Origin of the sequence: Lysinibacillus sp. A1 (assembly GCF_000801965.1) — a bacterium.
GTDB classification, from domain to species: Bacteria; Bacillota; Bacilli; order Bacillales_A; family Planococcaceae; genus Lysinibacillus; species Lysinibacillus fusiformis.
The window spans coordinates 298,118-318,055 of record NZ_JSZM01000001.1 but is presented as its reverse complement, the minus strand read 5'-3'; the positions used below and the strand labels follow the sequence as shown (position 1 = coordinate 318,055).

The window sequence follows — 19,938 nt, the reverse complement described above, 5'->3', positions numbered from 1 at the left end:
AAATCAAGATAATAATGATTTTACTATCTTTTACTTTTAAAATTTCACTTGGAGACATGTATTTTTAGCCTGATAATGAGCAAATACTTGCAAACGGATGACGCTGACATCGTTGGAAATAGTAGAAGCAGCTGCTCCAATTGTCTGCCAATCCTCAGGTAAAGTTGAATCCTTCCCTTTTTCCTTAAAATTTAATTTTGTAGCATTTTTGTCTGCTAATGCGGTAGTCACCTCCGCAAGGGTTGGCTCCTTACAGCTATCACCACTGACACTAAATGCTTTTTTAAAGGTTGCGGGTTCCTGTAAAAATTTAAGCTGACTTTCTTCAATCTCCATGCTTGTCCAAACATAAAACTTGCCATCAACCTCAACAATTGCGCTCTCTTTTAATGCAGGGTATTCGGCAACAAATGCACTTGCACTCTCATAGTTTGAATACACGCCTGCTTGACTAGCATAAAACATAGGTGCATTTGATGTACTAGTGTTCTCACCGGCAGTAGGAATGGTTTCTGATTGTGATTGATTAGTGGCCACATCACTGCCATTATTCTTTATCGGTAACTGGGTACTGGCTTGTAAAACACCTAAAAAAATGGCAACACCTAACAAACCTACAAATCCACCAATAATCATTGCACGAAATATTTGTTTTTTCATTACATGACTTACAATTTTCATCCATCTATCACCTCATCCTTCCACCTATCCGTACACGTTTCAATAAAAACGAGATTTCAATATATAAAAGTATATGTAGAATTAGAAGTGTAAATGCGAATTTATTGAGATTTGATTCATAACAAAAACGGCATACATTCATAAAAAAACTAGGACTTCCAAATAGGAGTCCTAGTCATTTCATATTTTCAAGCTATTTCTTACTGCTGTTAATAAATATAATGAGCCCGATACGATCGTTCTTTGTTTGTTGTCTGATTGCACCTGTAAAAATTGTGCATAATCCACTAAGATATTTTTAGATGTCGCTTTGGAAAGCTCCAGCAAATTTTGCGCAGCCATCGCTCGTGGATTATCAAAATCAACGAAATAAAATTCATCACTAACTTGCTCTAACAGTCGAAGAATTTGTTGAACGTCTTTGTCTGCTAATATACCCACAACAAATGTGATTCGTTCCCCAGGAAACTCACCCTTAATCGTTTCTACTAATTTCTCAGCACTTGCCGGGTTATGCGCCCCATCGACAATCACAAATGGTATGATTTCTTCAAAACGACCTGAAATGGCGGCTTGTTTCACAGCTTTCTGAATTGCTGTTGGATTCACAGACACATTAAGTAATGCTGCCACTTCTAAGAATGCTGTAATAGCAAGTGCCATGTTATCGCCCTGATGAGCCCCTTTCATTGAACGTGTTAGATGGGAGAATTGGACATGTTGTTCGTCATTTCTGTAACAGTCTCCTTCAGCAAATGAGTGTAGTAAAAAATGATTACCTATTTCAAAAACTGCAGCTTTTTTATGAGCAGCCTCTTCATAAACAACACGCTTCGCTTCTTCTGGCAAATTACCGATAATGACAGGGCGATTTTGTTTAATAATACCTGCTTTATGATGCGCAATACTATTGATTGTATCACCTAGAAATTTTGTATGCTCTAGAGCGATGCTTGGAATAATGGATACGATGGGTGTTACTACATTTGTACTATCCAATGATCCTCCCATACCCGCTTCAATTAAAGAAATATCAACTTCTTTATTCACAAAATGTAAAAATGCTACTACAGTCAAAAGTTCAAAATCAGTTAGTTTCCCGCTTAATCCAGCCGCATGCATTTGACGAAAAACAGCATCCATATCTGCCTCGGTAATAGGTTGACCATCTATTTGAATTTGGTCGTGCACATCGACTATACAGGGTGACATAAATTTGCCTACACATAATTCATGCTCTTTGGCGATAGCCTCAAGGAAGGTTAATGTAGAGCCCTTCCCATTTGTGCCAGCCAAGTGTACGACATGTAAGGCTTGCTGAGGGTTTCCAGCTAATAGTAAAGCTTCCTCCATCGCCACAAGACCTGGTTTTATGACATCGTCACTGTGGACAGCCCACTTCTTTTTATAATGATCAAATCCTGGTATCATCGTCTTCCTCCTGTAGCCACTGGCGAACACCAGCAATGAAGTATAAAGAGCCTGTAATCACCACAACATCCTCTTCAGCTCTTTCACGTAGTACAGTTTGTACCGATTCCAGCCAATCCTCATAGTACGATTTATTGGCATTTGTTGATAACACGACTAAGTTTTCAGCAGGCATTGCATTAGGTAGATTGATTTGTGTAAAAGCAATCGACGTTGCAACATCATCCATTAGTGCAATGCTATTGGCATGATCCTTATCTGCTAATGCTGCATACACAAAACGATAATGGCTTTTTGGAAATACATGTTTGAGTGTTTGGATAAGTGCAGCCGTCCCTTCAGAATTATGGGCGCCATCTAAAACAATTTTTTGAGGCCATTGTTCGAAGCGGCCAGCCCAATGTGCATATCGAAGTCCATACCGAATGGATGAGTCTGATATAGTAATAGCTCCCCCTTCACGTAATGCAAGGATTGCTGTAATGGCCAGACTTGCATTGTTGATTTGATGGGGACCTGCCATTTTTAAAGCTATATCAGTCATCGCAATATTTCCTTTTTCATAGGTGAATTGTTGAACGTCCGTACTTTGTAATATATCTGAAACAGTAAAATCTTGTCCTAAAATGAAGCATGGTGCCTGCTGTGCATCCGCCGTTTCTTTAATAACAGCTAATGCTTCTTCATTGCTAACCCCTACAACAACTGGAACACCACTTTTTATAATGCCTGCCTTTTCAGAGGCAATCTTGGCAAATGTATCACCTAAAAAGGCCGTATGCTCAAGTGAAATGGTTGTAATAATGGCTAGTAGTGGCGTCACTACATTGGTCGCATCTAAACGCCCTCCAAGCCCCGTTTCAATAAGCGCTATATCAATTTCCTGATCGGCAAAAAACTGAAACATTATGAGTGTAACTACTTCAAAAAAGCTTGGAAAATCACCATTATATTGTTCTTCTATAATCTTAGCTAGTTTATTGAAATAGTATAAAAATCGTTCATCCGTAATCGGCTCACCATTAATGGTCATTCGTTCATTGACTCGCTCTAAATGTGGGGAAGTAAATGCCCCTACTTGGTACCCAGCGTGCTGTAGCATTTCTCTAAGGGCATTCACTGTAGAACCTTTCCCATTTGAACCAGCCACATGAATCACGCGTAGTTTATTGTGGGGATTCTCTAAATGTGCTAGTACTTCTTTCATTAGTACAAGCGGTGCACGTTTATGATCAACGGCTTTTAGTGAAAAAATAAATTCCGTACATTCGTTCATTGTGTTAAACAAAAGAAACACTCCCTCTTACTGCAATATCTCTATTTTAGTACAAGTAACGTTTAATAACATAGATTAATTATAAAACAATAGAAAAAACACACAGCTAGCCACTGCGTGTTTGTAAAGTATTTTTGTTAATGTACTTGGTGAGCCCCTAGCAATGCACCCATATTGTCCAAAATGATTTTTGCATCATTGTTTAATAAAGGCATAATATCTGGACGTTGTACTAATTCAAAGGAGTTTTTTAATGTTCTTTTCAACATTGAAATATCAAAATTTGAGCAATACTCATTTATTTTATGAATGGTTAACATATCTGCCCGTGATAGTTTTGTACACTCCTGTTGAGTTTGCCTATTGGCTAACACATGTTTAATAAGCACACGCGCACTTGTGTTTAATAAACGATAATATTTCGCTTCTGATAATTTCAATAGATTTGTTTCAATCAATACCCTTGCACTAACAAAATCTAAGTCATCACATGCTTTATTGACTTTCGTAATATAGGTTGTCATATTACCTGTCATTTTCACATCTCCATTCATACCATAAACCCGAAAAAAGCCATTGCTTTGGTATTGCGATTCCATTACAGACCATTTTTTTTCGTCAACATAATATCGTGTTAGGTTTTGTTTCCTACTATAATAATAACCACCCTCACCTATTAGACTAATTATTCTAAATAGTACTACATATATTTACCCATTTCAATACATAACTTTTGCTCTATATAAAAAAGAAATGGATGACTTTAGCGTCATCCATTGCTCTACTATTACATATTTTTTAATTCCTCTAAACGTTTTAATACAACCGCGTGCTTACTTTCATAATCCGCTAATTTTTCACGTTCTACATTTACTAATGCCTCAGGTGCTTTCGATACGAACTTTTCATTTGAAAGCTTACCTGTCACTAACTTCACTTCTTTTGCCCATTTCTCTAACTCTTTTTCAAGACGAGCGATTTCTTCCTCTAAGTTAATAAGCCCAACAAGCGGTAGGAAGACTTGTGCACCTGTAATAACCGCTGTCATCGATTGCCCTGGTGCCTCTAAGCCTTCACCAATTGTTAACGTATCTGGGTTACAGAATTTCTCTAAATAGGCTTTATTCGCTTCAAGTACTGCCACTGTTGCAGCATCTTTCGCAGAGATAAATAACGGTACTTTTTTGCTCATTGGCGTGTTTACTTCCGCACGAATATTACGTACTGAACGTATAATATCCATTAGGAGCTTCATATTATCTGCTTCATCAGCAAAATGAAGATCCGTGCGTACTGTTGGCCATGCAGCCACTGTAATCGATTCACCATCATGCGGTAAGTGTTGCCAGATTTCCTCTGTAATGAATGGCATAAATGGATGCAATAGACGCATCGTTTGATCGAGTACGTACGCTAAAATAGAACGAGTTGTCTTTTTAGCTGTTTCATCCTCACCGTATAATGGTAATTTTGCCATTTCAATATACCAAGAACAGAAATCATCCCAAATGAAATTATAAAGTTCGCGGCCAACTTCACCAAATTCATAGCGCTCTGCCAAAGATGTTACACGTTCAATCGTCTCATTTAAGCGAGTTAAAATCCATTTGTCAGCAACCGATTTTTCACCTGTTAAGTCGATTTCATCATATGTCATTCCATCCATATTCATAAGGGCAAAACGGGATGCATTCCAAATCTTATTAGAGAAATTCCATACAGCCTCTACCTTCTCAGTAGTATAACGTAAATCTTGACCAGGTGATGAACCTGTTGCTAAGAAGTAGCGTAATGAGTCTGCACCGTATTGCTCAATAACATCCATTGGATCTACACCATTGCCAAGTGACTTACTCATTTTACGCCCTTCACCATCACGAACTAAACCATGAATTAATACATCTTTGAATGGACGTTGTTCTGTAAATTCAAGACCTTGGAAAATCATTCGAGATACCCAGAAGAAAATAATATCATAGCCTGTTACGAGCGTATTAGTTGGGTAGTAACGTTTATATTCTTCATTTGCCTCGTCTGGCCAGCCCATTGTAGAAAATGGCCATAGTGCTGAAGAGAACCATGTATCTAATACATCCTCATCTTGTGTCCAATTGTCTGCATCAGCCGGTGCTTCTTTTCCTACGTAAATTTCACCTGTTTCATTATGGTACCAAGCCGGGATTTGATGGCCCCACCATAATTGGCGAGAAATACACCAATCACGAATATTCTCCATCCAGCGAGAATAAGTATTTTCAAAACGAGCTGGAACAAAGTTCACTTTACCTTCTTGGTCTTTTTGAAGCTCTAATGAAGAATCTGCAAGTGGTTGCATTTTAACGAACCATTGTGCTGAAAGATATGGCTCTACAACAGCACCCGAACGTTCAGAATGCCCTACTGAATGCATATGTTCTTCAATGCGTATTAATACACCTGCTTCTTGTAGATCAGCAACAATTTGCTTACGACATTCAAAACGATCCATACCGTTGTATTTGCCAGCAAGTTCGTTCATTGTACCATCTTCATTCATCACGAGGATACGCTCAAGATTGTGACGATTACCAACTTCAAAGTCATTTGGATCATGGGCAGGTGTCATTTTTACAACCCCTGTTCCAAATTCCATATCAACATAGTCATCTGCTACAATCGGAATTTCGCGACCTACAATCGGTAAAATAACCGTTTTACCAATTAAATGCTGATAACGTTCATCTTCCGGGTGAACAGCTACTCCAGAGTCACCAAGCATCGTTTCAGGACGTGTTGTCGCAACTTCTACATATCCTGAGCCATCAGCTAAAGGATATTTCATATGATAGAAGGCACCCTGCACATCTTGGTAAATAACCTCGATATCAGACAATGCTGTTTTAGCAGCTGGATCCCAGTTAATAATGCGTTCACCACGATAGATTAGGCCTTTTTCATATAATTGAACAAAAACTGTATTAACTGCCTCCGAAAGACCTTTATCAAGTGTGAAACGCTCACGTGTGTAGTCTAATCCAAGGCCAAGCTTTGCCCATTGATCACGGATATGCCCAGCATATTCTTCTTTCCATTCCCATGTTTTCTCGAGGAATTTTTCACGTCCTAAATCATAACGTGTAATATTATCCTCACGTAGCTTTGCTTCTACTTTTGCCTGTGTAGCAATACCTGCATGGTCCATACCTGGTAACCAAAGTGCATCATATCCTTGCATACGTTTCATACGGATAAGGATATCTTGTAAAGTTGTATCCCATGCATGACCAAGGTGTAATTTACCTGTTACGTTCGGTGGTGGAATAACGATTGAATAGGGTTCTTTCCCGCTTTCTGGCTGTGCCTCAAAAAATTTCCCTTGCAACCACCATTCGTAGCGACCGGCTTCAATGGACTGTGGGTCATATTTAGTTGGCATTGAAATGTTTTCTGTCATATTGACTCCTCCTAATGTTTGAAGACTATTGATAAAGCAATCACTTTACCAAATAAAAAAACTCCTCTCGTCTAAAAGGACGAAGGAGTTTTAGTTCGCGGTACCACCTTTAATTCCAGCAGCGGTTAAGGAAATGATCATCGAATACATTTCTTAGCCTTACCTACTGGCTCTTAATTCGGTAACGGTGTTTAACCGGCTTTAACTACTGTTAGTTCACTAAAGCTGCTCAAGGGCTACCTTCAATTAAGTACAAATAGAAACTTCTCAGCTACCGTTTCCTCTCTGAAAATGTAAACATAATTTACTCTTCCCTATCATAGCATCTGTATTTGATTTTCCTTATTGTACCGCAGAAACGTGTAATTTTTCAAGTGATTTAGTCATCTTTTAATAAGAGTAAAGTAAATAGAAAAGGAAGTGAATAATCAAATGCGTCGACGCAAGTATAACCCCTGGCTTTTACCACCTTGGATAAGGCAAGTTCGTTTTTACTGTAGAACGATTATCGTGCCGATTTGTTGTTTTCAATTTATCCGTGTCATTATTGTTCCAACATCCGGTGATTTAGTTTTCTTATTACTCTTGCTACTTCTCAGCTATTTACTTTTGAAAGACATCATTTGATACACGAACTTTAAGCGGTGTATATTCTTCAGTTAGATCCCAAATCATCGAAGGCACTTCATGCCAAGAGCTGGACTCACGTACAACAATATGACTTGAGGATTCTCTCAAAATTGTTTTTTGGTCAACTGTTGGAGTCTTCACTTGGTGTGAAGCTGCTACTACTGCGGTAGTTTGTTTTTTCACTTGCATACTTTCCTCTGGCACAGTAAGTACCTCTTCATGTTCATAGGCACTGGCAGTAAAGGACTGATTTTCTAATACATGGTCATTTTCAACAACTGGCTCGTATTCGTTAAAGATGCTTGTGACTGTCCATTCAAGCTGACATTTCTGATTCGTCAAGCTTGGGCGAATATCTTTGACCATAATATCCTTAAGGTTTGATTCCTTTGGTAGATCGACATGTAATGGCACGGCATACTCAAAATAACCTGTATCTCCTTGGACATCTAGGGCATCAATTGAAATTAAATCTTCCTCGCCTGTAAAAGCTTGCATATTTTGAAAATCGAAGCGTACATGTGCGGTGATATGATAGATGCCTACTAGTCGTAGTGAATCCTCTAACTGCATTGCCTGCCACTGTGGCTTAATTTGCACAGCTGCTATTTCTGTTGGGCAGCCGTACCCAGGAAAACAAAATGTTTCACTCATATTCCAAGTTTTGTGTTCGATAATAATCCCTCCCTTTGCATCATATGACTTATGAGGGGATAGTATGCTAGAAAGCTTCCTATTCAACTGTATGAAAAAAGAGGAAATTCATATAAAAATGGCATGCTAGAACATTACTTCTAGCATGCCATTTTTATGAATGTACTTACATCCATTAAACATGTACTAATTTGATTTTATTTGCTACACGATCTGTTAACATTTGCGTTGCCTTTGGTACAATCGGTTTGAAAATTGGATTTAAAACAGGACCAGCTAATCCACCAGCAATAACCTCTAAGAAGCCTGTCATTTTTGTGTTTTCAGCATCGATGCTTTCTGCCAGGAAATAGCCATTTCCTGTGAAATTATCCGAAAGGCCTTTAAGTTCAAATGTCACTTTGGATGGGGATACCCACTCTAAAATAATAATTTCTACTTCAACTGTTTTTTTCAGAACTCCCACATTTCCTTTAAAAGTCCATGTTGAATGTTTGTCATCAATCATTTCATGTGCGTTATAACCTGGGACAAGCTTTGCCCATTTCTCCATATCACTGACGAAATCCCATACATGTTCAATTCCTACGGGTACTTCGACCGTATGTGTGCCTGTTGCCATATCAATTCACTACTTTCTTTTATGAATAGCTATATTATAAACGATATCGTCCACATTTTGGCTATGCTGAAAGATATAATTTTGACAAAAGCAGGTCCTTCATCCAGTATAGATGATTGTCCTTGGTAGTTAATATATGCTATCTTTTCTCTTTTGTTCTTTTATTGCTCAAGTACTACAATGACTTCTAACTTATGTATACAAAAGGGCATGCTAGATTTTTTTCTAGCATGCCCTATCAATTTTACTTAGCTAATTGTGCAAATACTTTATGGAAGGCATCCACCGTTTTTGCGATATGCTCCTCTGTATGTGCAGTAGAGATAAATAACCCTTCAAACTGAGACGGTGGTAGGAAAATTCCTTCCTCAGCCATCAGACGGAAGTATTCAGCAAATAAGGCTAAATCCGATGATTTAGCAGTTGCAAAATCAATGACCTCTTCATTCGTAAAGAAGAAGCCAATCATAGAACCTGCACGATTAACAGTGTGAGGAATATTGTACTTCGTCGCCGCTTCACGGAAACCAGCCTCTAGCTGATCGCCTAGTTGTTTAAAGTATTCATAAGTACTGTGATCTAAACGTGATAGCGTTTCATAGCCCGCTGTCATAGCTAATGGATTCCCTGAAAGTGTACCAGCTTGATAAATCGGTCCAGCTGGTGCTACTTGCTCCATAATTTTTTTAGTACCAGCAAACGCACCCACTGGAAGGCCTCCGCCAATTACTTTCCCTAGCGTCGTAATATCAGGTGTAACTCCGAAATAACCTTGTGCACAACCAAAATCAACACGGAAGCCCGTCATAACCTCATCAAAGATTAATAACGCACCATGTGTAGTTGTTAATTCGCGTAAGCCTTCTAAGAAACCTGATTGTGGAGGTACAACACCCATGTTCCCTGCAACTGGCTCTACAATAACTGCTGCTAACTCTGCACCAAATTTTTCAAAAACAGCTTTAGCGCCTTCTAAATCATTATAGGCTACAGTTAACGTATTACGAGCGATATCAGCAGGTACGCCAGGGCTATCAGGAAGACCCAATGTAGCAACTCCAGATCCTGCTTTAATTAATAATGAATCACCATGGCCATGATAAGAGCCTTCAAATTTTAAAATCTTATCACGACCTGTAACACCGCGTGCTACACGTAATGCAGACATAGTAGCTTCTGTCCCCGAAGAAACGAAGCGAATCATTTCCATGCCTGGAAGACGATCTAACACTAATTGAGCTAAACGATTTTCTGTATAGCTTGGTGCACCAAAGGAAGAGCCTTTTGCTGCAGTTTCAGCAATCGCTTTGACAACCTCTGGATGTGTATGCCCTAAAATGAGTGGGCCCCAAGATAATACATAATCTATATATTCATTACCATCAATATCTTTAATGATAGCCCCATGGCCTGATTCCATGAAAATTGGGTCCATATTTACTGATTTGAATGCACGAACGGGGCTATTGACACCACCTGGCATTAACTGAACAGCTTCAGCATAGGCTTGCTTTGATTTTTCGTAAGAACGTGTCATTTATTTCTCCTCCAACCAACGTGCAACATCTTTTGCATGATACGTAATAATTAAATCAGAACCTGCACGTTTCATGCCTAATAATGTTTCAAGCACAACTTTTTTCTCTTCAATCCACCCATTAATAGCAGCTGCTTTAATCATCGCATACTCACCTGAGACATTATACGCAACAAGTGGTAATGGATAATTATTTTTCATATCTCGAATAATATCTAAATAACTTAGGGCTGGCTTAACAATTAAGAAATCCGCTCCCTCTTCGATATCAGATTCTGCCTCACGGAATGCCTCTAAACGGTTTGATGGGTCCATTTGATAGGATTTACGATCACCAAATTGTGGAGCACCATCTGCCGCGTCACGGAATGGGCCATAGTAACTTGACGCATATTTCACAGCATATGACATGATTGGAATATGCTCAAAGCCTGCTTCATCAAGACCAGCTCGAATGGCTGCAACAAAACCATCCATCATATTAGATGGAGCAATTATATCTGCGCCTGCCTTTGCTTGTGATACTGCTGTACGAGCTAAAACATCTAATGAAGGGTCATTTAAAATTTGATCGCCTTCAATTAAGCCACAATGACCATGATCCGTAAACTCACATAAGCATGTATCCGCAATGACTAAAAGCTCAGGGTGACGCGTTTTAATTAAGCGAGTCGCCTCTTGGACAATACCATGATCATGGAATGCACCAGTTCCAACAGCATCTTTTTCAGCCGGTAAACCAAATAATATTACAGCTGGGATTCCTAATGCAACAACCTCATCAATTTCTGCTTCTAGCTTATCTAATGAAAATTGAAAAACACCAGGCATAGATGGTACTTCATTTTTAATATTTTCGCCCTCTATTACAAAAATAGGATAAATCAGGTCCTCTTTATGTAAGTATGTTTCTTTTACCATTGATCGCATCGTTGCATTGGCACGCAAACGACGATGTCTTTGAAATTGTAGTTTTGTCATGATTTGTCCCCTACTTTCATTAATTCTTCGATGACTGCTTGCATTGTATATACACTTGGCATAATATCCACAGTTGCACCGTATTGTTCAAGAGCTGCTTCCGTAATATGGCCGATGGCTGCAACCCTAGTTGCTTGCCATCCAACATGTACTGCTACACTTTTTGCATATACATCAACAGCTGAAGGACTAGCAAAAATCACTGTGACGTCCTCATTGCGATGAATGCAATTAATAATAGCTGATGTTTGATCATGTCGTTCTACCGTTTCATAAACTGTCCATTCTTTCAAATTAAAGGGCAGTCCATCCTTCAACGTACTTTTCGCCTTTTCTCCACGAATAAACAGACAACTCGGATGGTCGCCAGCTATACTTGGAAATTCCTTGACGAAAACATCAGCACTAAATATGGAAGGCATAAAGCTCACTTGAAATCCTAGATTTTCTAACGCTGTAGTTGTTTTTGTCCCAATGGAAGCAATTTTCGCTTGAAAATTTTTGGCACTTAATTGATGCCGCTCCATCTTATTAGCAAAGGCATCTACAGCATTTTGACTCGTAAAGATAACCCAGTCAAATTGAAGCGCACTATTCAACAGTTTTGCATCATCGTTGTCCATACGTTCGCATGTTTCAATTAATGGGGCAATTACTGCATGGCCACCTAAAGCTGCAATATCATCTACAATAGCTGTTGTTTTAGATGTACCTGTTAAAAGTACCGTTTTACCTCTTAAAGGTAAATCATTTTGCATCTTGCTCTGCCTTCACACGTTGAATTAAATCGAAAGCTCCTTGTTTCGTTAAAATAGTAGCCAGCTCTTCCCCTATTTTTTTTGCGTCTGAACCAACTACTGTTTCTTTATATACAACTGATGCATCAGGTGCAGCAACAAGGCCTGTTAAAGTAATTTCATCCCCATTTGATGTGGCATAGCCAGCGATTGGTACTTGGCACCCGCCATCCATAGCCGACAAGAATGCTCGTTCTGCATGTGCCTCTTGCCATGTTAATTGGTCTGTTAATTTAGCTAACTCGGCTAATAGCTCGGTATCATCTCCACGGCATTCAATACCAAGAGAACCTTGTGCTACGGCTGGCAAACAATCTTCCACTGATAAAAATTCAGTGACAACATCTTCACTCCAACCAAGTCGTTTTAAACCGGCTGCTGCTAAAATAATCGCGTCATATTCTTCGGTTTCAAGCTTAGCTAAACGTGTATCAACGTTTCCTCTAATCCATTTAATTTCAAGATCCGGACGTACTGTTAGTAGCTGTGCACTACGTCGTAAAGAACTTGTCCCGACGACAGCTCCTGCAGGAAGATCAGCAAATTTAACATGTCCCTTCGAAATAAATGCGTCACGTGCATCTTCACGTGGAGGAATACAGCCAATTACTAAACCTTCCGGCAATACAGCAGGCATATCTTTCATAGAATGGACAGCAAAATCAATCTCTTTATCGTAAAGGGCTTGTTCAATTTCTTTAACGAACAATCCTTTTCCCCCTACCTTTGAAAGCTGTACATCTAAAATTTGATCACCTTTTGTCACGATTTCTTTTACTTCAAATTCAAATGGAGCACCAGCAGCCTTTAATTCATTAATGAACCAATTTGTTTGCGTTAGTGCTAGCTTACTTCTCCTAGAACCTACAATAATTTTTCTCAACAGTCTCCAACCTTTCCTCTAATACCATAAATGGAATCGCGATAAACTACTTCCTAAGAAGAAGTTCACAACAACTAATAAATAGGCATAAATATGTACCCATGCATAAGTTGTACCTATCAGCTTGCTTTTGCGATTCACATATAAGATAAAGCAATACAAAATTAAAATAATGAAGGATCCTATGATCTTCGCATCGAAAATCGAAAGACTCTCTAATGTTAATAATGCCCATTCAAACCCTAATATTAAACTTATAAATAACATCGGGATTCCAATAAAGAATGATACATTCATCCAGTTGCTCGTTTGCTGTAAAGATGGCAGTCTTGTCCAAAGATGCGACCACTTTTTCTTCTTCAGCAATCGATATAAAACAAGATATAAAATGGCAAACACAAATGTTAATGTGAATGCTGCATATGACAATATCGCAAATGATATATGAATAAAAAGCATTTCCGAAATTAATGTATCTCCGACAGTTCCCGTAGGACGTTTAGGCATAAATGTAAATATACTAGCAAACAAAAATCCTAATATATTTATAATAAATACCGGTAAGTCTACTCTTGCAATGCAATGCAGGATAATGGATAACGTCACAAGTAACCAGGAGTAAAAGAGAATTCCCTCTGACAATGATAAGATCGGAAAGCGTTTCGTTTCCACAAACGTTAAAATAATAATGGCACTTTGAATCATCCATACAAATGAAACAAGCCAGAAAGCAATGCGCCTTGCTCGTACTTGCTTATAAAAATAATCAGTAAAGTAAAAAACTAGACTGATCGCATACAAGACGATCATCACCTCATATAGCCTTGTCATGGTCAAATCAGCCAATAGACATCCCTTCTTTGTAGTGAAATTGTAAAGCTATAAATAAGAAAACAAAAAACGTTTTCGTATCCTAAGTTTACCATACAGATACGAAAACGCCTCATGTAATATCAGTAGAGAATCCAATAGCGCAACACCACTTCGTACAACTTCAGTGTACAAAACGCATTAGATTATTTAGAAAGAATACTTTGGTTCAGCAGAAGTTTGAGTTGCCTGTGCGCGTTCTTTACGCTCAAGCTCTTGCTTCGTCATCTCTTGAACTTCAGCTTCCACAGCTTCTTCTATACCAAAAATTTGTTGGAATAAACGTAACTGTTCATTTGCTTTTGGTGAATTAGCCATTTCTTTCGCTTGTAAGATTGGCTCTTTTAACAATTGATTAATAATTGATTTTGTATGTTTACTTAAAATTTTACGTTCACGTTCCGTTAAATCTGGCATTTTATTCTCGATACTAGTCATGGTCTCTTCTTGAATACGATTTGCTTTTTTCCGTAATGCAGAAATCACAGGTACGACACCAAGCGTAGACACCCAATCTTTAAATTGGAGCACTTCATGCCCAATCATATCCGTAATATCAGCAGCAGCACGTTCACGCTCCGCTAAATTGGCTTCGACAATACCTTGTAAATCATCAATATCATATAAGAAAACATTTGGTAAATCACCAACACGTGGATCGATATCACGAGGAACAGCGATATCTACCATAAATAATGGTTTCCCTTTTCGTAAACGTTCCACGAATTGCATGAGCTCATAATCAATGACATAATCAGTTGCACCAGTCGATGTAATTAAAATATCTGCTTCTAATAAGGAGCACTGTAATTCCTTCATTGATTTAGCTTGACCATGGAATTTTGCAGCTAGACTTTCCGCTTTTTCAAACGTACGGTTAATTACTGTTACTTTTCCTACTCCACTGCCGTAGAGGTTTTCAATCGCAAGCTCCCCCATTTTCCCTGCACCTAGAATAGCTACATGCTTGCGTTGTAAAGAGCCAAAAATTTTCTTTGCTAATTCTACTGCTGCATAAGAAACTGATACCGCATTCTCGCCGATAGCTGTTTCATTATGTGCTCGCTTTGCAAATGTTACCGCTTGTTTAAATAGTTGATTGTAAACCGTTCCTGTCGTGCCAATCTCTTGTCCACTTAAAAAGCTTTTTTTTACTTGCCCTAAAATTTGCGTTTCACCTAGAACCATTGAATCGATCCCAGCTGTCACTTTAAATAAATGTTCAACTGCCTCATCTTCTTCACGAATTGTTAAATACGAAGAAAATGTCTCCACAGGCAAGTCAAACCAATCAGCTAAAAATTGTTTCACAAAATGACGTCCAGTATGCAATTGATCCACAACAGCATAAATTTCTGTACGGTTACATGTCGAAACAATAACGTTTTCTAAAATACTTTTCTGCTTTTGCAGCGCTTCCATTGCCTGAGGTAGTTCACTCTCAATGAATGATAACTTCTCTCTTATTTCAACAGGCGCTGTTTTATAATTCAAGCCTACTACGATGGTATGCATGAATAACACCTCACACGTTCTAATTCACAAATTTTATTATAGCACAGTTCGACAATAGTTCATCTATAATTTGTGAACATGTCATGAAGAACTGCATTTCGTCATCTACATTAGAATTATTATAAACTAAGTGTAACAAATTATACGTTTTGTTTCAAATTAAAAAACTGCCCCGCATAAAGGAGGCAGTTTTCATCATTAATTTGTTATAGAAATAGTTTTCATTGAAATAATATTTCCATCTTTATCATATGCGATCAAGTCAATTTCATTATTAACTTTAAAGTCCTGCATAGTTTGTACTGTTTTCGTTAACATAAACACATGGTCACTACGTTTTAGCAACTCGAATTGTACATCACCACTAATCGATTTATAACGTACATTAATCTTCGCAACGTTTGGACAATTACCATCAATACGAGCGCTCATTGTAAGATAGCCTTTTCGCAATGATACATTTGCATCCTCAAATAAATCATCCGGGTTGATACAGCTTGATGCCGGAGTTTTACATAAAATCGCATCAATCAACTTTTGGAACACCTGATGCAATTGTAAATTATCAAGCGCGTGATAATAAGCTCCGCCAGTTTCTGTAGACAATTGCATTAAAGTAGCATCATTTATTTGTGATTTCTTGCCCATACTTACTGTATATATTTTCACACCTTGCTTTTTCGCTTCATTGATCACTTTTGTCATTTTTGATTTACTTGTTTTCCCATCAGATACAACTACAATAGCTTTAGCCGTTTTTGTATCGTTTGAGAATTTCGTCAATGCAATATCAATACCTGCAAAAATATCCGTAGCACCTTTCTCTTTAGATGCTTTATAAAGGTCTTTCTTCAATACAGCATCTGTTGTACCCTCACCAAGAATTGTTGCCTTTGTGTTTGTTTCGATGACGATGTTATTTTTCGCCTTCAATTGATTGATAAATTCAATCATTTTCTTGCCACGATAATTAGTTGGATCAACAGCTTTCATAGAAGAAGAATAATCCACTACATAAGCAATTTCTGTTGCTAATGAGCATGAATTTTTACTGAAGTACGGATTAGTAAAAATATCTTTGGTTACTGTTTTATCTTTTAACCCCTTCAAAATTGTTGCATAACGAGGGTCTATTGGATTGACAAGGGTTGCTTCTACTTTAGATTTGCCATAGATGATAGAGTCAAAGTATGCAACAGCTGTACCTGGACTACCTGTATTGTTTAATGGATCTGAAGTATTCGTAATAAACGAAGCTGTTTTTTCCACTCCATCATACTTGATTTTGACTGTTCCTTGATAATCCGTAACTGGTTCTCCACCAGGACGAACTAACGTCACCATGACTTTTGTATAGCGATCCTTGCCTGATGGTCTAGAGGCAGCATCAGCACTTTCTTTCAATGCCTCTACTCGTTTTTTATAAGCCTCTACTTGTCCAAGTAGCTTCCCGCCTTGATATTTTAATAACACCGTACGATCATAGTTACTTAAGTTGGTAAAAATAGAATAAATTTTCATGACACTATCATAATGTTCAAGTGTTAATTTTTTTTCTTCCGGCATATGGTTCATAAGCTGGATGATAGCTCCAACTGGATTAATGTTTTCTACCTGAGAGGCGATTTCATCATCAATCCCTTGAACACGATAAATCGGACGTCCATCTTCAGAAATCATATACATAATTTCTGTTTTAGCTGGCGATGTGACTGAATTATCTAAACGGCGATTTAACAGTTCCTCAAAAAGGTAAACAGAAATATTGTAGTTTTCAAATTGTAAAATAGCATTTTCATACCCTAGTGCTGGATATCTAGGATCTGAACCTCCGTAACGTAAATAAACATTTTGAACATTACCCAAAGCGTCTGTTACATTAGTTTGCTGCCCAATACTAAATAGCTTTTTATCCCCATCATACTTTAATGGAATTGGTGAATACACATCAATTATATTTTGTGTGAAGAACTCTGGCAATTTCTCATATGGGATATATGGTGGTGTCACATTACCATTATCATCATCTGTATTAGTAGGATCATAGACTTGGTAATCAATACGCAATTCAGGTTGTGGTGAATAACGCACCTCTGCTTTTAATTTTTGCCCCACAAGACACTTCATTGCTGGATCTGTGTTATTAACCAATTCAAAGGAAATCGTATCACGAGCAGATTTTGTTAATTTTGGCGCTACAACAATAGCTGATACAGTCGAACCATCAGATTGGACGGTTCTAACCGCTTCGCCGGAAGTATCGATAATCGTACCGTAAGTTGACGTTACACGGAATGTATAAGATTTATCATCCGCAATTGGGTCTCCATTACAAGCCTTTAAAGATACAGTCACAAGTGTTGAATCCACTTCATTCGCAATTAAATCAGGTTTTTCCACTACAATGCTTTGCAGTGCATTATTTACATAATCAGGTCCAGTAAAATCATTGGAGTTATCCTTTGGCTCTTCAAAATCCGCACTATTGGAGCCCATGAATCCTGGAGGTAATGTAATACTATCATTATCACGACCAGCTGCACTTCGCGTTAATCCTTGTACGGCAAAGTTACCATTTTGGACTGCTCTGTATAAGAATGTCGCGACATCACCACGTGTTAATTTTGTTGATGGATTAAAGCTTGCAAATGTCTTTTTGCCTGAACTACTTGTCGATAAATTGTTTGAATATAAATATTGAACAGCTTGTGGTTCATCTAAATCCAATCCTTTAAAAGCGGCATAAATTTGTGCAAATTGACCACGAGTAATCGCTTTTGATCGATTGGCATTTACATGTGTTCCATTAAACGGTAAATAAAAATCACTATAAAAGTTATAAGCTACACTATCCGTATAAGATAATGGATAGTTACGGTCTAGCTTCGCAAACATGAGGACAAGCTCTCGATCTGTCACTTGCTCATTCGGTAAAAAGTTATTGGCATTGTTCAAAGTCATCAATTCATTGTCAACCGCCCAAGAAATGGCTTTGTAATTATTACTATTCGTCGGAACATCTCTAATTGTTGTAGCTGCTTGCGTAACAACAGGTGTTGCTGTCATCAAAAGAAGCATGAAGCTCAGCATAGTAAGCAATGCTTTTTTTACATATGTCATGGTTGTTCAGTCCTTTCTTTAGTTAAAGAACAATATGTCATCACGATAATTTTGTTTCAAGTCATCTTCTAAATATTTCAAGAAACGTTCTAGGACAACGGAAGCTTCTGCTCGAGAGAGTGGTTTATTTGGATTGAAACGTCCAGCAGAATCGCCAATCATCAATCCAAGCTCATTGGCAATATAGATACCATCTCTTGCATAGTTTGGAATTTGGTTGTCATCCGTAAATTTCGTTAAAAAGCCAGGATTAGGCGCTCTATTTTCCAGGCCTAAAGCACGAACAAAGATAGTTGCCGCCTGTGCTCTTGTGATGGCACCATCAGGCATGAAGTAATCCGCTGAAACCCCTTTAATGATCCCTTTATTTAAAGCTGATTCAATATAGAAATAGTCTTTAGTAGATCGTTTTAAATCCTTAAAGACACTTGTAGTAGGAGCTTTTCTTGATTTCTTTTCTTCAAACACGCGTAGGTCCACCGCTTTACCAATGGCTGTAGTAAAATCAATGCGTTTCATTGGCGTTTTAGGAGAGAAGAAATTACTTGAATCTGAATAAATACCTAGAGAATACAGTTTCTCAATTGCTTCTTTCGCATAATGATTTGTTAAGTCCCGAAATTTAGGAATAATAAGACGTTCAATAGTAGGCATATATTCTGTATCTAAATCCAGTGTACCTTTTTGTCCAGAAGCTAAATTATAAGTGTACTCCGATATAACGTCCTTTTCACTGACAACGGCATAGCCACCTTCGAAGCTGCCTAAAGTACCTAGGTTCTCCTCGTAATTCAGGATACGTGATTTACTAGTAGATACGCGATTTTTTACATGGCTTGTTTTACCATCACTGAATGAATAAACAGACTCTGTGATTTGTGTTTCAGTTGCTCCCCAAAAGTTTTCATAGCCTGCATGTCTGCTATCAGTTTCAATCGTTATGGTGTTTTGAACCGCATTTTTCCCTTTGCCAGTTTCATAGGCATAGGTCTTTCTTGAAATTACATTTCCCGAGTAATAATCAGAAGCTGCCCGATTATCTGTAACAGTTCCTTGGGAAAATTGATAATCGACTAAAGAATAAGTAATCGATCCGATTGTAATTTTTTCAGTATATTTCTTAACCTCTCCATTAGAAGTTTTTTGACCAATACTTGCATAATCCACAACATCTGACTCATAGGCAATGTTTCTTGTTAATGTTGCGCCATTGTTGCCAGTTAACTTCATACTATACGTTTCAGTTAGTTTGCCCTTTGATTCTTTTTGTGTAATTTTAATATCTTTACTAGTTCCTTTGAAAATGACGGGTGCTCCTGAAAGAAATACCGCTTCCTCATATGTATATTCATTTTTCACGGCACCTGTTGTTTCTAATGAAGCAGCTGATGCATGGAATGGTGTAATCGAATTAATTACAAAAATAGCCAGAATGACTAACACTAATTTTGACCAATTTTTTTGCATGCGCTTATCCTCTCTTTCACTGTACATAAAGTGAATCATGA

The 19,938-nt window shown here is 38.0% G+C and carries 15 protein-coding genes and 1 other annotated feature; all 15 genes read right to left on the bottom strand.

Features of this window, described 5'->3' with window-relative positions; genetic code table 11:
* Positions 1-36: 36 nt before the first annotated feature.
* The 15 genes from PI85_RS01415 to PI85_RS01345 all read right to left on the bottom strand — a co-directional run bounded on the left by PI85_RS01415 (position 37) and on the right by PI85_RS01345 (position 19,897).
* A complete protein-coding gene (locus PI85_RS01415; protein ID WP_008180689.1) occupies positions 37-681 on the bottom strand; it encodes a hypothetical protein in 645 nt (214 codons plus the stop codon).
* Between the two features lie 180 nt (positions 682-861).
* Positions 862-2,112 carry a folylpolyglutamate synthase/dihydrofolate synthase family protein gene (locus PI85_RS01410; RefSeq protein WP_036119261.1) on the bottom strand — a complete coding sequence of 417 codons (1,251 nt, stop codon included), beginning with the start codon at positions 2,110-2,112 and terminating at the stop codon, positions 862-864.
* A complete protein-coding gene (locus PI85_RS01405; protein WP_082011531.1) occupies positions 2,096-3,388 on the bottom strand; it encodes a folylpolyglutamate synthase/dihydrofolate synthase family protein in 1,293 nt (430 codons plus the stop codon). The genes PI85_RS01410 and PI85_RS01405 overlap by 17 nt, the downstream gene beginning before the upstream one ends.
* 137 nt (positions 3,389-3,525) lie before the next feature.
* Positions 3,526-3,924: a hypothetical protein gene (locus tag PI85_RS01400; RefSeq protein WP_036119267.1), complete on the bottom strand. Its 399-nt coding sequence runs from the start codon at positions 3,922-3,924 to the stop codon at positions 3,526-3,528.
* A 251-nt stretch (positions 3,925-4,175) separates the two neighbouring features.
* The gene (locus PI85_RS01395; RefSeq protein ID WP_036119270.1) at positions 4,176-6,821 is read right to left on the bottom strand and encodes a valine--tRNA ligase; all 2,646 of its coding nucleotides are present in this window, start codon (positions 6,819-6,821) and stop codon (positions 4,176-4,178) included.
* Between the two features lie 72 nt (positions 6,822-6,893).
* Positions 6,894-7,151, bottom strand: a binding site (T-box leader).
* Positions 7,152-7,424: 273 nt separating this feature from the next.
* Positions 7,425-8,105: a hypothetical protein gene (locus tag PI85_RS01390; RefSeq protein ID WP_036119274.1), complete on the bottom strand. Its 681-nt coding sequence runs from the start codon at positions 8,103-8,105 to the stop codon at positions 7,425-7,427.
* 175 nt (positions 8,106-8,280) lie between these two features.
* The gene (locus tag PI85_RS01385) at positions 8,281-8,727 is read right to left on the bottom strand and encodes a CoxG family protein (protein ID WP_036119276.1); all 447 of its coding nucleotides are present in this window, start codon (positions 8,725-8,727) and stop codon (positions 8,281-8,283) included.
* Between the two features lie 244 nt (positions 8,728-8,971).
* Positions 8,972-10,264: a glutamate-1-semialdehyde 2,1-aminomutase gene (hemL, locus tag PI85_RS01380; protein WP_036119279.1), complete on the bottom strand. Its 1,293-nt coding sequence runs from the start codon at positions 10,262-10,264 to the stop codon at positions 8,972-8,974.
* Positions 10,265-11,245 (bottom strand): porphobilinogen synthase, encoded by a 981-nt coding sequence (gene hemB / locus PI85_RS01375; RefSeq protein ID WP_036119282.1) that lies wholly within the window; start codon positions 11,243-11,245, stop codon positions 10,265-10,267.
* Complete coding sequence (locus PI85_RS01370; protein ID WP_036119285.1) at positions 11,242-12,003, bottom strand: uroporphyrinogen-III synthase; 762 nt, start codon at positions 12,001-12,003, stop codon at positions 11,242-11,244. Before PI85_RS01370 ends, hemB begins: the two co-directional genes overlap by 4 nt.
* Positions 11,993-12,925 (bottom strand): hydroxymethylbilane synthase, encoded by a 933-nt coding sequence (gene hemC, locus PI85_RS01365; RefSeq protein ID WP_036119288.1) that lies wholly within the window; start codon positions 12,923-12,925, stop codon positions 11,993-11,995. The genes PI85_RS01370 and hemC overlap by 11 nt, the downstream gene beginning before the upstream one ends.
* Before the next feature lie 18 nt (positions 12,926-12,943).
* The gene (locus tag PI85_RS01360) at positions 12,944-13,771 is read right to left on the bottom strand and encodes an inner membrane protein YpjD (RefSeq protein WP_036119291.1); all 828 of its coding nucleotides are present in this window, start codon (positions 13,769-13,771) and stop codon (positions 12,944-12,946) included.
* Between the two features lie 174 nt (positions 13,772-13,945).
* Complete coding sequence (gene hemA, locus PI85_RS01355) at positions 13,946-15,310, bottom strand: glutamyl-tRNA reductase (RefSeq protein ID WP_008180664.1); 1,365 nt, start codon at positions 15,308-15,310, stop codon at positions 13,946-13,948.
* A 198-nt stretch (positions 15,311-15,508) separates the two neighbouring features.
* Complete coding sequence (locus tag PI85_RS01350; protein WP_036119298.1) at positions 15,509-18,430, bottom strand: VWA domain-containing protein; 2,922 nt, start codon at positions 18,428-18,430, stop codon at positions 15,509-15,511.
* An 18-nt stretch (positions 18,431-18,448) separates the two neighbouring features.
* Positions 18,449-19,897 carry an S-layer homology domain-containing protein gene (locus tag PI85_RS01345; protein ID WP_036119301.1) on the bottom strand — a complete coding sequence of 483 codons (1,449 nt, stop codon included), beginning with the start codon at positions 19,895-19,897 and terminating at the stop codon, positions 18,449-18,451.
* Positions 19,898-19,938 lie beyond the last annotated feature (41 nt).

Excerpts from the sequence above, each read along its gene's own strand:
- PI85_RS01395 (WP_036119270.1), bottom strand. The coding sequence starts at position 6,821 with ATGACAGAAAACATTTCAATGCCAACTAAATATGACCCACAGTCCATT.
- PI85_RS01390 (WP_036119274.1), bottom strand. The coding sequence starts at position 8,105 with ATGAGTGAAACATTTTGTTTTCCTGGGTACGGCTGCCCAACAGAAATA.
- hemB (WP_036119282.1), bottom strand. The coding sequence starts at position 11,245 with ATGACAAAACTACAATTTCAAAGACATCGTCGTTTGCGTGCCAATGCA.
- hemA (WP_008180664.1), bottom strand. The coding sequence starts at position 15,310 with ATGCATACCATCGTAGTAGGCTTGAATTATAAAACAGCGCCTGTTGAA.
- PI85_RS01370 (WP_036119285.1), bottom strand. The coding sequence starts at position 12,003 with ATGCAAAATGATTTACCTTTAAGAGGTAAAACGGTACTTTTAACAGGT.
- PI85_RS01385 (WP_036119276.1), bottom strand. The coding sequence starts at position 8,727 with ATGGCAACAGGCACACATACGGTCGAAGTACCCGTAGGAATTGAACAT.
- hemL (WP_036119279.1), bottom strand. The coding sequence starts at position 10,264 with ATGACACGTTCTTACGAAAAATCAAAGCAAGCCTATGCTGAAGCTGTT.
- PI85_RS01350 (WP_036119298.1), bottom strand. The coding sequence starts at position 18,430 with ATGACATATGTAAAAAAAGCATTGCTTACTATGCTGAGCTTCATGCTT.
- PI85_RS01405 (WP_082011531.1), bottom strand. The coding sequence starts at position 3,388 with ATGAACGAATGTACGGAATTTATTTTTTCACTAAAAGCCGTTGATCAT.
- PI85_RS01400 (WP_036119267.1), bottom strand. The coding sequence starts at position 3,924 with ATGACAGGTAATATGACAACCTATATTACGAAAGTCAATAAAGCATGT.
- PI85_RS01345 (WP_036119301.1), bottom strand. The coding sequence starts at position 19,897 with ATGCAAAAAAATTGGTCAAAATTAGTGTTAGTCATTCTGGCTATTTTT.
- PI85_RS01415 (WP_008180689.1), bottom strand. The coding sequence starts at position 681 with ATGAAAATTGTAAGTCATGTAATGAAAAAACAAATATTTCGTGCAATG.
- PI85_RS01410 (WP_036119261.1), bottom strand. The coding sequence starts at position 2,112 with ATGATACCAGGATTTGATCATTATAAAAAGAAGTGGGCTGTCCACAGT.